The sequence below is a fragment of the Streptomyces sp. NBC_01537 genome, from assembly GCF_045040445.1.
Classification (GTDB): Bacteria; Actinomycetota; Actinomycetes; order Streptomycetales; family Streptomycetaceae; genus Actinacidiphila.
On the sequence record NZ_CP109392.1, the window covers coordinates 2,983,175 to 2,998,727 of the forward strand.

Below are 15,553 nucleotides of genomic sequence, written 5' to 3' on the forward strand. Positions count from 1 at the left end.
TCACACTGGGCGACGTGGACCACCATGCTAAGGTGGTCCACGTTGCTCGTGTGGTACCCATGAACTTTGTGTGCGCCAGATTGAATGCGATCTGGCGCACTTTTGTTTTTCCGGCTGTGTCCGGTGTGGGAACCCATCCCCCTGAAGGAGACAGTTATGGCCACCGGAACCGTGAAGTGGTTCAACTCGGAAAAGGGCTTCGGCTTCATTGAGCAGGACGGCGGCGGCGCCGACGTCTTCGCCCACTACTCGAACATAGCGGCTCAGGGCTTCCGTGAGCTCCTCGAGGGCCAGAAGGTCGAGTTCGACGTCACGCAGGGCCAGAAGGGCCCGCAGGCGGAGAACATCCGCGCCCTCTGAGCCGACGCTCAGCGCCGGGCGGCCCGCACCACTGGGTGCGGGCCGCCTCGCTCTTTCTGCGCCCCTCGCGCAATTTCGCGGCCCGCCGCGCGGGGGACCGGTGTCACCGCGGGTCGCTGCGCGCCCGTTGTCGCATCCACGAAAGGTCCCCATCTTGCAGTCGTTCTCCGAGCTGCCCCTCGATCCCGCGCTGGTGTCCGCGCTGACCGAGAACGGAGTCACCGAGCCGTTCCCGATCCAGTCCGCGACCCTGCCGGACTCGCTGGCCGGCCGGGACGTGCTCGGCCGCGGCCGCACCGGCTCCGGCAAGACCCTCGCCTTCGGCCTCGCCATGCTCAACCGGCTGGCCGGGCACCGCGCCGACACCAAGCGCCCGCTCGCGCTGGTGCTGGTCCCCACGCGTGAGCTCGCCACCCAGGTCAACGAGGCCCTCGGCCCGTACGCGGCCGCCACCGGCCTGCGTACCGCCGTCGTCTTCGGCGGCACCTCGATCAACCGCCAGATCGACGCCCTGCGCAAGGGCGCCGAGATCCTGGTCGCCACCCCCGGGCGGCTCTTCGACCTCATCGACCGCCGCGCCGTCGCCCTCGACAAGGTCACCATCACCGTCCTCGACGAGGCCGACCAGATGGCCGACATGGGCTTCCTTCCGCAGGTCACCCGGCTGCTGGACCAGGTCGACCCGAACGGCCAGCGGATGCTGTTCTCCGCGACGCTGGACCGGCAGGTCGACAAGCTCGTCAAGCGCTTCCTGTCCAACCCGGTCACGCACTCCGTGGACCCGTCCGCCGCGACGGTCACGACCATGACCCACCACGTCCTGCACGTGGACGACGGCACCAAGCGCGCCACGACGGCGGAGATCGCGAACCGCGAGGGCCGCGTCATCATGTTCGTCGACACCAAGCGCGGCGCGGACCGGCTCACCAAGCACCTGCTGGGCCAGGGCGTACGCGCTGTCGCCCTGCACGGCGGCAAGTCGCAGCCGCAGCGGGACCGGGCCCTGGACCACTTCCGCGAGGGCCGGGCCACGGCTCTCGTCGCCACGAACGTCGCGGCCCGCGGCATCCACATCGACGGCCTCGACCTGGTCGTGAACGTCGACCCGCCGACCGAGGCGAAGGACTACCTGCACCGCGGCGGCCGTACGGCTCGCGCCGGTGAGTCCGGCACGGTCGTCACCCTCGTCCTGCCCGAGCAGCGCCGCGAGACCGCCCGCCTCATGACCGCCGCCGGCATCCGCCCCAACACCGCCCGCGTCCGCCCCGGCGACCCCGAGCTCATCAAGGTCACCGGCGCCCGCCGCCCCTCCGGCACGGCCGTCGTCGTGGCCGACCTCACCCCCACGGCTCCCGCCGCCGCCCCCGGCGCCGCCGCCACCCGGCGCCGGCGCCCCCGCCGCCCCGCCGCGGCCCCCGGCGCCGGCTTCGGCGTCGGCCAGACCCGCGGCAAGTCCGCCTCGTCCGCCGGGCGCGGCGGCGCGGCGGGCCGCAGGGCGCGGCGCGACGGCTGACCCTGGGAGGGCCCAGGGTCAGGGGCAGATGTAGGTGAACCAGGTGCCGGCCGTACGGGCCGCCGGGGAGACGATCCGCAGCTCCGCGCGGGCGCGGTACGTCCCCTGCCCGTGGAACGTCCACAGCAGGCGCAGCCGCGTCTGCTTCCGGCCGGCCGGCACCTTCTCGTGGAGCAGTCCCGATCGGGTGCCGTCACTGCGAAACCAGCGGTAGTCGATGGTGCCGCCCGCGCCGTTGGTGCGCACCGCGGCGACCACGCGGGCCGTCCCGTCGCAGCCGGGAGCCCCGGACTCGGTGGCCACGGTCACCTCACGGACCGCCAGGTCCGGGCCGATCCGCTGCCAGGCCAGGAACGCCAGGACGACGACGAGGACAGCCGCCGCCAGGGCGTAACGCCGGAGCCCGGCGCGGCGTCGCCCACCCCCGGGCGGTCCGCCGAGGGGGACCGGGAACGGCAGGGTGGCGGTCACTCCCGGGCCGAAGCGCAGCACCGCGCCCTCGACGCGGTCGGGAAGCACGACGGTGCGCTCCGGCTCGGGCTCCGCTTCCGGCTCGGCCCGCCTGGTCGGCCCCTCCTCCGGAATGCGGAACCACGAGTCGTCGAGCACGGTCGCGCTGTACTCGGGCGCGGCGTCCGCCACCGGCGCACCGGTGTCCGCCCTGTCCACCCTGGCCAGGTGCACCGTGGCGTCGTCCGGCACCTTGTCCTGGGGCTCGTTCATCGGATGCCGCACTGCCGGGTGACGATCTGCTGGGAGGAACCGCCTGCCGCAGCCGCCGGGCTGGTGGTGGCCAGCGCACCCCAGTAGCAGCCGGCCCCGCTGTAGGTGTGGGTGGGGGCGGGGCTGACGGTGTACTGCGTGCTGCCGCTGAGGGTGTACGTCTGCGGGCTGCCGTCCTGCGTGCCCAAGGTGCCCTTGGTGTCGCTGACGTACCAGGTGACGGTCAGCGTCACCGGTCCGGCGCCGTCCGTGCCGACGGTCACGGAGGCACTCGCGGTCGCCGCTCCGGTCTGCTGCAGCGCGGTCAGCGAAATGGACGTCACCTTCACGGCGGGGGCGGTGCTCGACGAGGGCGAGGCCGAGGCCGACGATGACGGGGTCGCCGACGGCGTGCCGGACGTCGAAGGCGGTGCCGCCAAGGTCTCGGCGGCCGTGGCCGTGGGTGTCGGCGTGGCCGAATCCGTGGCCGCCGCCGACGCCGAGGGCGAGGGCGATCCGGAGTCCGTCGTGCTCGCCGACGGCGACGCGGTGGGCGCGAAAGTGGTCATGGCCACGGTCTCGGTCGTCGTCTGGCCGGGTCCGCCGCCCGTGGCCATGGCCGTGAAGGTGAGCGCGCCGGCCAGCACGAGGACGCCCGCTCCGACCAGCAGCCCGCGTCGGCCGGACCATCGGCCGAACCCGGCGCCGCCGCCGAGCACCGTGGTGGCCAGCGCGGTGCTCCCGGCCCCGGTCCCGCCTCCGGCCGACGGGAAGAGCAGCGGCAACAGTGCGGCCAGGGCGGCCAGTTTGCGCTGCCCGCGCTCCTCCCAGTCCTCGCCGTACGCCGCTCCCGCGATCTCCTCCAGCTCGGTGACGAACGCGGCGGCGTCCGCCGGCCTGTCCGCCGGGTCCTTGGCCAGCCCGCGCAGAATCAGCGGGCGCACCTCCTCCGGCGCCCGCTCGGCGGGGATGGGCGCGGTGACGTGACGCAGCGCCAGCTCGGCGAAGTTGTCGCCGGTGTACGGCTTCTCGCCGGTCAGGCACTCGAAGAAGGTGGCGGTGGCGGCGTAGACGTCCGTCGCCGGTGAGGCGGCCCCGCCGTTCCACTGCTCCGGGGCCATGTACGGCGGGGTCCCGGCGATGCCCGACGACGTCGCGCCACTGCGCACGGCGATGCCGAAGTCGACCAGCTTGGAGGCCCCGTCGGCGGCCACCAGAACGTTCTCCGGCTTGTAGTCGCGGTGTACCACCCCTGCCCGGTGCGCCGCCGCCAGCCCCAGCAGCGAGCCCTTGAGCACGGCCAGCGCCGCCTCGGGGCCGGTCGCCCCCTCGTGCCGCAGCAGGGCCCGCAGGGCGATCCCGTCCACCAGCTCCATCACGATGGCCGCGCCGTCCGGCGACTCGACGTACTCGTACAGGCCGGTGACGTACGGCGATCGCAGGTCACCGAGCAGCTGGGCCTCGCCGCGGAACTCCAGCACGAAGCCGGAGTCCGTCCGCAGCTCCTCGCCGAGGTACTTCACCGCCACCGGCGTGCCCGTCACCTCGTGCACCGCCAGGACGACCCGCCCGCCCGACCCCTCGCCGAGCTCTCTGACCTCGGTGTACCCGGGGACCGCCCAACCGCTCATCTCGCTGTCCTCCCCCAGGCCGCCCGCCCCGGCGGCCGTCCCCTTCACAGACAACTTCCGGCCACGTCCGGTTCCCGGATGGCCGGGTTGCGCAGCCCGCCGGCTGCGCTGTGCCCTCAATCGCCGGACGGGCTGAATTCAGCCCGTCCGGCGATTGAGGACGGAACCGGGACCCGGAGGGACCCGGTGAACCGCGTCACCGCGCTACCGCAGGACGCCCGCCGTCATGCCTTCCGACTCCGCCGGTACGGCGATGAGCCCCGGCTCGGCCGGGGAGGCCAGCAGCCGGTGCGTCGGGAGGACGCGCACCGTGTACCCAAAGGGCCCGGTGCGGTCGAGGGTGAGGGGGCCCTCGAAGTGCCAGCGGCCGTCGACGTCGGGCCGCCCGCCGGGCTTCAGCGAGACAACGGTCGGGTCGGCGATCCGGTCGGAGTCGTCGACCCGGCCCGAGACCGCCTGGACATCCACATCGCCCGGTTCCAGCTCGCCCAGGGCGACCTGGACCCGCACCGTGAGCGTGGATCCCAGCTCCGGGGAGTCCCCGACCGCGCCCGCCTCGACGTGCTCGACGGAGACCCGGGGCCACTGCTCGCGAAGCCGCCGCTTCCACACGGCGAGCTCCCGCGCGGCGTCACCGCTGACCGCCCGGTGCGCGCGGGCGGCGGGGGCGTAGAGCTGCGAGACGTAATCGCGCACCATGCGCCCGGCGAGAACCTTCGGGCCGAGGGTGGTGAGGGTGTGGCGGACCATCTCGATCCACCGCTTGGGGAGCCCGCCGCCGTGTCCGCCGAGGTCGTAGAACCGGGGCGCGACCTGTTGTTCCAGCAGGTCGTAGAGGGCGGCGGCCTCCAGGTCGTCCCGGCGGTCCTCGTCGGTGAGGCCGTCGGCGGTGGGGATGGCCCAGCCGTTGTTGCCGTCGAACCACTCGTCCCACCAGCCGTCGAGGACGGACAGGTTGAGGCAGCCGTTGAGGGCGGCCTTCATGCCGGAGGTGCCGCAGGCCTCCAGCGGGCGGAGCGGGTTGTTGAGCCAGACATCGCACCCGGGGTAGAGATGCTGGGCCATGGCCATGTCGTAGTCGGGCAGGAAGACGATCCGGTGCCGGACCCGGGGATCGTCGGCGAACCGGACCAGTTCCTGGACGAGCCGTTTGCCGCCGTCGTCGGCGGGGTGGGCCTTGCCCGCGACGACGATCTGGATCGGCCGCTCGGGGTGGAGCAGCAGCTCCATCAGCCGGTCCTGGTCGCGGAGCATCAGGGTGAGGCGTTTGTACGAGGGGACGCGGCGGGCGAAGCCGATGGTGAGGACGTCGGGGTCCAGGACGTCGTCGACCCAGCCCAGCTCGGCGAGCCCGGCGCCGCGCTGCCGCCAGGAGGCGCGCACGCGGTGGCGTACGTCCTCCACGAGCTGCTCGCGCAGCAGCCGCCGGGTCTCCCAGACGGCGGCGTCCGGGATGTCGGCGACGGACTCCCAGCGGTCGGACAGGCCGATCATCATGGCGTCCTCGGCCCGTTGCGCGCCGATCTGCCGGGCGCCGAGCCGGAAGACCTCGGGCGCGACCCAGGTGGGGGCGTGGACGCCGTTGGTGATGGAGCTGATCGGCACCTCGTCGGGGTCGAAGCCTGGCCAGAGCCCGGCGAACATCTCCCGGCTGACGGCCCCGTGCAGGGTGGAGACGCCGTTGGCGCGCTGGGCGAGGCGCAGGCCCATCACGGCCATGTTGAAGACGTTCGGGTCGCCGCCCGAGTAGGTCTCCATGCCGAGCTCCAGGACCCGCTGGACGTCGACGCCGGCCAGTTCGCCGCCGTCGCCCAGATGCCTGGCCACGAGTTCGCGGTCGAAGCGGTCGATGCCGGCCGGGACGGGGGTGTGGGTGGTGAAGACGGTGCCGGCGCGCACCGCTTCGAGGGCGGAGTCGAAGTCCCCGCCGAGTTCCCTTATGCGTTCCAGGCCCAGGAAGCCGGCGTGGCCCTCGTTGGTGTGGAAGACCTCGGGAGCGGCGTGTCCGGTGAGCCGGCAGTAGGTGCGCACTGCGCGCACGCCGCCGATGCCGAGCAGCATCTCCTGGAGGAGCCGGTGCTCGCTGCCGCCGCCGTAGAGGCGGTCGGTGACATCGCGCTCGTTGGGGTGGTTCTCCTCGACGTCGGAGTCGAGGAGCAGCAGCGGTACGCGCCCGACCTGGGCCTTCCAGATGTGCGCGCGCAGGCTGCGGCCGCCGGGGAGGGCGAGGACGACGACGCAGGGGCTGCCGTCGTCCTCCCGGAGCAGGCCCAGCGGAAGCTCGTTGGGGTCGAGGACGGGGTACTGCTCCTGCTGCCAGCCCTCGCGGGACAGGGACTGGCGGAAGTAGCCGTGGCGGTAGAGCAGGCCGACGCCGATCAGGGGCACACCCAGATCGCTGGCGGCCTTCAGGTGGTCCCCGGCCAGGATTCCGAGCCCGCCGGAGTACTGCGGCAGGGCGGCGGTGATCCCGAACTCGGGCGAGAAGTAGGCGATGGCGGAGGGGAGTTCGGCCGGTTCCGCTTCCGCGCTCTGGTACCAGCGCGGGTTGGTGAGGTAGTCGCTCAGGTCCTCCGAGGCGGTGCTGAGCCGCCGCAGGAACCGGCGGTCCTGGGCGAGGGCACTCAGCCGCTGCTTGGACACGGCCCCGAGGAGCCGCACCGGGTCCCCGGCAGCGGCCCGCCATCCGTCCGGGTCTACGGACTGGAAGAGCTCACGGGTCTCGGGGTGCCAGGACCAGCGCAGGTTCTGCGCGAGTTCCTGGAGCGGACGTAGAGGTTCGGGCAGGACAGTTCGCACGGTGAATCGACGAATAGCCTTCACGACTCGAAGGTAGCTCCGCTACCCCGTCGGGTTCCCGCACATCCGCGCATTCCGGTCGGCCGGTGTCGGCCGGTGGGTCGGCACGATGTCGGCCGGGAATCGCCAGTTCTGGCGGGTACGCAACAAAAATCTTGGACCGGCAACCTTCCGCATCGCGGTGGCGACCCTCACATTAGTAAGGGCTTTCCCCCCTAGGAGGTGCCATGCGACGCCCGCACCCGCACGTGCCCGCGCCCGGCCCGAGCTCCACCCCGTTATTCACCCGTTCGCTGCTCAGAGCCCTGTTCGCCGGCCTGCTCGCGGCCGGCGGACTGGTCGCGCTGGCCCCCGCCGCGCCCGCCGCGACGGCCCGTCAGATGGAGGCCCTGGACCGTGGCGTAGTAAGCGTGCACACCGACTCCGGCAACCTGGTGAGCTGGCGATGGCTGGCCACCGACCCGGACGACGTGGCCTTCAACGTCTACCGCGCCGGCACCAAAGTGAACTCCTCCCCCATCACCGGCTCGACGAACTACTTCCACTCCGGAGCCCCCTCCCAGGCGGACTACACCGTCCGGGCCGTCGTGAACGGCGTCGAGCAGACGGACTCCGTCCACGCCGTCCAGTTCCGCACCGGCTACAAGGACGTCCCGATCACCCCGCCCGCCGGCGGCACCACCCCCGACGGGGTCGCGTACACCTACGAGGCCAATGACGCGAGCGTCGGCGACCTCGACGGCGACGGGGCCCTGGACTTCGTCCTGAAGTGGAACCCCACCAACGCCAAGGACAACTCGCAGTCCGGCTACACCGGCAACACGGTCATCGACGGCATCAAGCTCGACGGCACCCGCCTGTGGCGCATCGACCTCGGCCGCAACATCCGCTCCGGCGCCCACTACACCCAGTTCCAGGTCTACGACTACGACGGCGACGGCCGCGCCGAGGTCGCGATGAAGACCGCCGACGCCACCGTCGACGGCGTCGGCACCACCATCGGCAGCGCCTCCGCCGACTACCGCAACAGCAGCGGCTACGTCCTGTCCGGGCCCGAGTACCTGACCATGTTCAACGGCCTGACCGGCGCCGCCATGGCCACCGTGGACTACGTCCCCGCCCGGGGCACCGTCTCCTCCTGGGGCGACTCCTACGGCAACCGCGTGGACCGCTTCCTGGCCGGCACCGCCTACCTGGACGGCGCCCGCCCCTCCCTGATCATGGCGCGCGGCTACTACACCCGTACCGTGATCGCCGCCTGGGACTGGCGCGGCGGGGCCTTCACCCGCCGCTGGACCTTCGACACCAACAGCTCCACCAACACCGGCAAGGGCTACGACGGCCAGGGCTCGCACAGCCTGTCCATCGGCGACGTCGACTCCGACGGCAAGGACGAGATCGTCTACGGCGCGATGGCCGTGGACGACAACGGCAGCGGCCTGTGGACGACGAAGACCGGGCACGGCGACGCCCAGCACCTCGGCGACCTCGACCCCGCCAACCCCGGCCTGGAGTACTTCAAGGTCTCCGAGTCCACCTCCCAGCCCGCCGAGCTGTACATCGACCCGGCCAACGGCCAGATCCTGTGGCAGCTCGCCTCCTGCGGCTGCGACAACGGCCGCGGCGTCGCGGGCGACATCTACGCCGGCAACGACGGCGCCGAGGTCTGGTCCGCCTCCGACAGCTACATCCGCGACGAGGCCGGCGCCACCAAGGGCCGCGAGCCGTCCTCCGTCAACTTCCTGTCCTGGTGGGACGGCGACACCACCCGCGAACTGCTGGACGGCACGCACATCGACAAGTACGGCACCAGCGCCGACACCCGGCTGCTGACCGGCGCGAGCGTGCACTCCAACAACAGCACCAAGGCGACCCCGTCCCTGTCCGGCGACATCCTCGGCGACTGGCGCGAGGAGGTGGTCTGGCCGACCACCGACAACACGGCGCTGCGGATCTACTCGACCCCGTACGAGACCGGCACCCGCATCACCACGCTGCTGCACGACTCCCAGTACCGGACCGCGCTGGCCTGGCAGAACACCGCCTACAACCAGCCGCCCCACCCGAGCTTCTTCATCGGCAACGGCATGGCCACCGCCCCGCGCCCGCTGATCTACACCCCCTGATCCACCCCACAGACCTCACAACTCCGTCCCCTCGCGGAAATCCATCCACCCCCACTGGAGGTAGGGACGAATGCACAAGTTACGCATGCGCGCTTTCACCGGGATCCTCTCGGCGATCGCGCTCACCGTCACCGCGCTCATCACCGGGACCGCCCTGTCGACGGCCGACGCCGCCACCTGGCCCACGGCCACCAGCTCGGTCGGCACCGGCTCCACCATCTCGGTGTCCGGCACCAAGGACTACGGCTACGCCCGCTACTACGGCACCGGTGACCTGGGCACGGGCAGCCAGGACGAGGACCAGGGCCCGATCTTCGAGCTCGCCGACGGGGCGACGCTGAAGAACGTCATCATCGGCTCCCCGGCCGCCGACGGGGTGCACTGCCTGGGCAGCTGCACCCTGCAGAACGTGTGGTGGGAGGACGTCGGCGAGGACGCGGCCACCTTCCTGGGCTCCTCCTCCTCGACCGTCCACACCGTCTACGGCGGCGGCGCGAAGGAGGCCTCGGACAAGGTCTTCCAGTTCAACGGCGCCGGCAAGCTGGTCATCACGAAGTTCGCGGCGAAGAACTTCGGCACCCTCGTCCGCTCGTGCGGCAACTGCAAGACGCAGTACAAGCGGTCGATCATCCTCAACACCGTCGAGGTGACCTACAAGGGCAGCAGGATCGCCGGCATCAACACCAACTACGGCGACTCGGTGGCCCTGCGGGCCATCACCATCATCGGGGACACCAGCAAGAAGATCATCCCCTGCCAGAAGTACATCGGGAACAACACCGGCGCCGAGCCGACCACCAACGGCACAAGCGCCGACGGCACCTACTGCAACTACAGCACCTCCGACATCACCTATCAGTGACCCAATAGGTAAGGGTTGCCCAACTGAGGGCCCACAGGGGCGGTTTGGCCGATTCTGCCCCTGTGGGCCCCTTGTATGCGCCCCTCGCATCACGAGAGCCTTTCCTGTGACGCAAGAGGAGGGGACTTCCGTCATGGCAATTCCACGTATCAGGATCAGGCGGCTCGCGGCCGCCCTGACCGCCGCCACCGCGGCCGCGGTACTGTCCGCCGTCACCTTTCCCGCCCACGCCGCGCCCGTCGAGGGCCGCATACTCGGCGCCGGTTCGCCGGGTTCCGTGGGCGGCAGCTACATCGTCACGCTCAAGCAGGACTCCGGGATCGAGGCGCCGTCCGCGGCCGGGAAACAACTCGCCGCCAAGTACGGGGGCAGGGTCAGCCAGACCTACAGCGAGGTGCTCAACGGCTACGCCCTCAAGCTCGACGAGACCGGGGCCAAACGCCTCGCCGCCGACCCGGCGGTGGCCTCGGTCACCCAGGACACCAGAGTGTCGCTGGACCACACCCAGCCCGACCCGCCCTCGTGGGGCCTGGACCGGATCGACCAGCCGGCCCTGCCGCTCGACAGGTCCTACAGCTGGCCGGAGGCGGCCGGGGCAGGCGTGAACGTGTACGTCATCGACACCGGCGTGCGCGTCTCCCACCACGAGTTCGGCGGCCGGGCCTCGTACGGCTGGGACTTCGTCGACAACGACGCGACCGCGCAGGACGAGAACGGCCACGGCACCCATGTCTCGGGGACCATCGCGGGCGAGACCTACGGCGTGGCCAAGCAGGCCGGCATCGTCGGCGTCCGCGTGCTCGACGCGGACGGCTCCGGGACCACCGCCCAGGTGATAGCGGGCATCGACTGGGTCACCCAGCACGCCCGGAAACCGGCGGTGGCCAATATGTCGCTCGGCGGCCTGGCCAACACCCAGCTCGACACCGCGGTCCGCAACGCCATCGCCGCCGGGGTGACCTTCACGGTCGCCGCGGGCAACGACGGACTCCCGGCCTCGCTGTACTCACCCGCCCGGGTGAGCGAGGCGCTGACCGTCGCGGCGAGCGACGACACCGACGCCAGGGCGGGCTTCTCGAACTGGGGGGCACGAGTCGATCTCTTCGCGCCCGGGGTGGACATCACTTCGTCCGTCAACACCGGCGACACCGCGAGCGACACCTATTCCGGTACATCGATGGCCGCACCGCACGTCGCCGGAGCCGCCGCGCTCTACCTGTCCGGCCACCCGGCGGCAACCCCGGCCCAGGTCGGCCGGGCCCTGATCGACGCCTCCGCGAAAGGCGTGGTCACGGGGGCTGGACTCGCGACACCGAACCGCCTGCTTCAGGTCACCGGCTGACCCCGAGAAGCCGCCGCAGGGCCCCGCCGAACGGCGGGGCCCCAGGCTTGCCCGGGCGACAGGGCCCGGCCATTTCGGGGCATTCGCAACTTACGCGCGCGTAGCCCTTCCCTAGGGGTATTCAGCCGTCATCCAATGGGCAGGCTCCCCCAAGCGCAACGCGGCGCACCCCCGGTACATCTCCCGCCCCAAGCCAGCCCAGCCAGCGCGGACAGGAGCCGCCATGCCCGACGCGGTCGACCAGAGCAACATTCAGGCGCAGATACCAGTAAAAAGGACGAAGACACGCCATCCGCAACCGCCACCTCCCGGCAAGAGCAAGAAGAGCAGCAAGAGCAAGAAGCGCCAGGAGGAGCCCCCAGCACCGACAGGTGAGGCAATGATCGGCCGTATCCCCGTCCTGGACATCCGCCCGCTCGTGGACTGCGGGCGCAGGCCCGCGAAGGCGGTCGCCGGCGAGACCCTACAGGTGACCGCGACGGTCTTCCGGGAAGGCCACGACGCGGTGGCCGCCAATGTCGTGCTGCGGGACCCGGCCGGGCGCAGCGGTCCCTGGACGCCGATGCGGGAGCTGGCCCCGGGCACCGACCGCTGGGGCGCCGAGGTCACCCCGGCCTCGGAGGGCCGGTGGACGTACACCGTGGAGGCCTGGAGCGATCCACTCGCGACCTGGCGGCACAACGCGGGCATCAAGATCCCGGCGGGCATGGACACCGAACTGGTGCTCGCCGAGGGCGCGGAGCTGTACGAGCGCGCGGCCGCCGGCGTCCCCAAGAAGCACGGGCGGGCGGTGGTGCTGGCCGCCGTGGACGTCCTGCGCGACGAGACGCGCCCGCCCTCGGCGCGCCATGCCGCCGTCATCGCCCCGGAGGTCGACCGGATCCTGGCCCGCTATCCGCTGCGCGAACTCGTGAGCGCCTCGCGTCCCGCCGCGCTGATGGTGGAGCGCAAGAGAGCCCTGTTCGGCTCCTGGTACGAGTTCTTCCCCCGCTCCGAGGGCGCGGTCGTGGACCCGCGCGGCATCAAGCCGCCGAAGTCCGGCACCTTCCGCACCGCCGCCAAGCGGCTGCCGGCCGTCGCCGCGATGGGCTTCGACGTCGTCTACCTGCCGCCGATTCACCCGATCGGGTCAGCCTTCCGCAAGGGCCCCAACAACTCGCTGACCCCCGGCCCGCACGACGTCGGCTCCCCCTGGGCGATCGGCTCCCCCGAGGGCGGGCACGACGCCATCCACCCGGACCTGGGCACCATCGAGGACTTCGACCACTTCGTGGAGTGCGCCCGCGAGCTGCGGATGGAGGTCGCCCTCGACTTCGCGCTGCAGTGCTCGCCGGACCACCCCTGGGTGTCCAAGTACCCCGAGTGGTTCACCCACCGGGCGGACGGCACTATCGCATACGCCGAGAATCCACCGAAGAAGTACCAGGACATTTACCCGATCGCCTTCGACGCCGACTTCAATGGGCTTGTGAAGGAGACCGAGCGGGTCCTGCGGCACTGGATGGACCACGGCGTGCGGATCTTCCGGGTCGACAATCCGCACACCAAACCGGTGGTCTTCTGGGAGAAGGTGATCGGCGACATCAACCGCACCGACCCCGATGTCATCTTCCTCGCCGAGGCCTTCACCCGCCCCGCGATGATGCGCACCCTCGGGCAGATCGGCTTCCAGCAGTCGTACACGTACTTCACTTGGCGCAACACCAAGGAAGAACTCACCGACTACCTCACCGAGCTGTCCGGCGAGGCCGCGGACTCCATGCGGCCCAACTTCTTCGTCAACACCCCGGACATCCTCCACGCCTATCTGCAGCACGGCGGACGCCCCGCCTTCGCCATCCGCGCGGTGCTCGCCGCGACGCTGGTCCCGACGTGGGGCGTGTACGCCGGATTCGAGCTGTACGAGAGCGCGCCCGTGCGCGAGGGCAGCGAGGAATACCTACACTCGGAGAAGTACGAGCTCAAGGCCCGCGACTGGGCCGCGGCCGAGGCCGCGGGGCAGTCTCTGGCCCCGCTCATCACGGCATTGAACCGGCTGCGGCGCCGTCACCCGGCACTTCAGCAGTTGCGGCAACTGCGCTTCCACCCCGTGGACAACGACTCGGTGCTGGCGTATTCCAAACGCTGCGGCGACGACGTCGTACTGGTGGTCGTCAACCTCGACCCCCACCACACCCACGAGGCGACCGTGTCGTTGAACATGCCGGAACTCGGCCTCGCCTGGCACGAGTCCTTTCCGGTGCGCGACGAGCTCACCGGAGAGACCTACCACTGGGGCAGGGACAACTATGTGCGCCTGGATCCGGGCCGAGGGCCCGCGCCGGCGCACGTCTTCTCTCTGCGACCTACTCCCGCGACAGGAGGGTCACCCACTTGATCGTCAACGAACCCGTCCCTGACACCTTCGAGGACACCCCCGCCAAGGACCGCGATCCAGACTGGTTCAAGCGGGCGGTTTTCTACGAAGTCCTCGTGCGGTCCTTCCAGGACAGCAACGGCGACGGCGTCGGAGATCTGAAGGGCATCACCGCCAAGCTCGACTACCTGCAATGGCTCGGGGTGGACTGCCTCTGGCTCCCCCCGTTCTTCGCCTCACCGCTGCGCGACGGAGGCTATGACGTCTCCGACTACACCGCGGTACTCCCCGAATTCGGCGACCTCGCCGACTTCGTGGAGTTCGTGGACGCAACCCATCAGCGCGGCATGCGGGTGATCATCGACTTCGTCATGAACCACACGAGCGACCAGCACGAGTGGTTCCAGCAGTCCCGATCCGATCCGGAGGGCCCGTACGGCGACTACTACGTCTGGGCGGACGACGACAAGCAGTATCAGGACGCCCGCATCATCTTCGTCGACACGGAGACCTCCAACTGGACCTTCGACCCGGTGCGCAAGCAGTACTACTGGCACCGGTTCTTCTCCCATCAGCCCGACCTCAACTACGAGAACCCCAAGGTTCAGGAGGAGATCCTCGCCGCGCTGCGGTTCTGGCTCGACCTCGGCATCGACGGCTTCCGCCTGGACGCCGTGCCGTACCTCTACCAGGAGGAGGGGACGAACTGCGAGAACCTCCCGCGCACCCATGACTTCCTGAAGCGGGTCCGCAAGGAGATCGACGCCCACTACCCGGACACGGTGCTCCTGGCCGAGGCCAACCAGTGGCCGGAGGACGTCGTCGACTACTTCGGCGAATTCCGGGGCGGCGGCGACGAGGCCCATATGGCCTTCCACTTCCCCGTCATGCCGCGCATCTTCATGGCGGTGAGACGGGAATCCCGGTATCCGGTCTCGGAAATCCTGGCGAAGACCCCGGCCATTCCGGACGGCTGCCAGTGGGGGATCTTCCTCCGCAACCACGACGAGCTCACGCTCGAGATGGTCACGGACGAAGAGCGCGACTACATGTACTCCGAATACGCCAAGGACCCGCGCATGCGGGCCAACATCGGCATCCGGCGACGACTCGCGCCCCTGCTGGACAACGACCGCAACCAGATCGAGCTGTTCACGGCCCTGCTGCTGTCCCTGCCCGGCTCGCCGATCCTCTATTACGGCGACGAGATCGGCATGGGCGACAACATCTGGCTCGGCGACCGCGACGCGGTGCGGACCCCGATGCAGTGGACGCCCGACCGGAACGCGGGCTTCTCCTCCTGCGACCCCGGGCGGCTTTATCTGCCGACGATCATGGACCCGGTCTACGGCTACCAAGTCACCAATGTGGAAGCCCAGATGTCCAGCCCGTCCTCGCTGCTGCACTGGACGCGGCGGATGACCGAGATCCGCAAGCAGAATCCCGCCTTCGGGCTCGGGTCCTACACGGAGCTGCCGTCCACCAATCCGGCGGTCCTGGCGTTCCTGCGGGAGTACAAGGACGACCTGGTGCTGTGCGTGAACAACTTCTCGCGCTTCGCCCAGCCGACCGAGCTCGACCTGCGCGCCTTCAGCGGCCGGCATCCGGTCGAACTGATCGGCGGGGTGCGCTTTCCCGCCATCGGGGAGTGGCCGTATCTGCTGACCATGGCGGGACACGGCTTCTACTGGTTCCGGCTGCGCCGCGACGCGACATAGTTCCTGGGGCCTTGTTGCCCGGCACGGTTTCGTGCCGGGCAACGAGGGCAGGCTCCCGCCACGCCTTCGCGTATGTACGCCAATTGCCCCACCTGCTCGGATGGTCTTCGTCCGACACGGTCCTTTCGCCGGACGTCCTCCACC

General features: G+C 70.6%; 10 protein-coding genes. 7 read left to right on the forward strand and 3 right to left on the reverse strand.

Going from position 1 to position 15,553, the window contains the following annotated elements; genetic code table 11:
* The first annotated feature begins 156 nt into the window (after positions 1–156).
* Both OG607_RS13645 and OG607_RS13650 read left to right on the forward strand, forming a co-directional pair.
* Positions 157–360, forward strand: a complete 204-nt coding sequence (locus OG607_RS13645; RefSeq protein ID WP_329312023.1) for a cold-shock protein — start codon at positions 157–159, stop codon at positions 358–360.
* Positions 275–1,873 (forward strand): DEAD/DEAH box helicase, encoded by a 1,599-nt coding sequence (locus OG607_RS13650; RefSeq protein ID WP_405722964.1) that lies wholly within the window; start codon positions 275–277, stop codon positions 1,871–1,873. Before OG607_RS13645 ends, OG607_RS13650 begins: the two co-directional genes overlap by 86 nt.
* Positions 1,874–1,891: 18 nt before the next feature.
* Here the strand turns inward: OG607_RS13650 and OG607_RS13655 are convergent, their stop codons facing one another.
* The 3 genes from OG607_RS13655 to OG607_RS13665 all read right to left on the reverse strand — a co-directional run bounded on the left by OG607_RS13655 (position 1,892) and on the right by OG607_RS13665 (position 7,029).
* A complete protein-coding gene (locus tag OG607_RS13655) occupies positions 1,892–2,596 on the reverse strand; it encodes a hypothetical protein (protein WP_405722965.1) in 705 nt (234 codons plus the stop codon).
* Entirely contained in the window at positions 2,593–4,206 is a 1,614-nt protein-coding gene (locus tag OG607_RS13660; protein ID WP_405722967.1) for a protein kinase domain-containing protein, read from the reverse strand. The genes OG607_RS13655 and OG607_RS13660 overlap by 4 nt, the downstream gene beginning before the upstream one ends.
* A gap of 204 nt (positions 4,207–4,410) precedes the next feature.
* Complete coding sequence (locus OG607_RS13665; RefSeq protein ID WP_405722969.1) at positions 4,411–7,029, reverse strand: glycosyltransferase family 1 protein; 2,619 nt, start codon at positions 7,027–7,029, stop codon at positions 4,411–4,413.
* Positions 7,030–7,232: 203 nt separating this feature from the next.
* Here OG607_RS13665 and OG607_RS13670 point away from each other — a divergent pair, with 203 nt between their 5' ends.
* The 5 genes from OG607_RS13670 (at position 7,233) to treS (ending at position 15,409) form a co-directional block, all read left to right on the forward strand.
* Complete coding sequence (locus tag OG607_RS13670; RefSeq protein WP_405722972.1) at positions 7,233–9,131, forward strand: rhamnogalacturonan lyase; 1,899 nt, start codon at positions 7,233–7,235, stop codon at positions 9,129–9,131.
* A 70-nt stretch (positions 9,132–9,201) separates the two neighbouring features.
* Entirely contained in the window at positions 9,202–9,993 is a 792-nt protein-coding gene (locus tag OG607_RS13675) for a pectate lyase (RefSeq protein ID WP_405722974.1), read from the forward strand.
* A gap of 133 nt (positions 9,994–10,126) precedes the next feature.
* Positions 10,127–11,335: a S8 family peptidase gene (locus tag OG607_RS13680; RefSeq protein ID WP_405722976.1), complete on the forward strand. Its 1,209-nt coding sequence runs from the start codon at positions 10,127–10,129 to the stop codon at positions 11,333–11,335.
* A 379-nt stretch (positions 11,336–11,714) separates the two neighbouring features.
* Positions 11,715–13,712: an alpha-1,4-glucan--maltose-1-phosphate maltosyltransferase gene (locus tag OG607_RS13685; protein ID WP_405722979.1), complete on the forward strand. Its 1,998-nt coding sequence runs from the start codon at positions 11,715–11,717 to the stop codon at positions 13,710–13,712.
* The gene (treS, locus tag OG607_RS13690) at positions 13,709–15,409 is read left to right on the forward strand and encodes a maltose alpha-D-glucosyltransferase (protein ID WP_405722981.1); all 1,701 of its coding nucleotides are present in this window, start codon (positions 13,709–13,711) and stop codon (positions 15,407–15,409) included. The genes OG607_RS13685 and treS overlap by 4 nt, the downstream gene beginning before the upstream one ends.
* Positions 15,410–15,553: the final 144 nt, after the last annotated feature.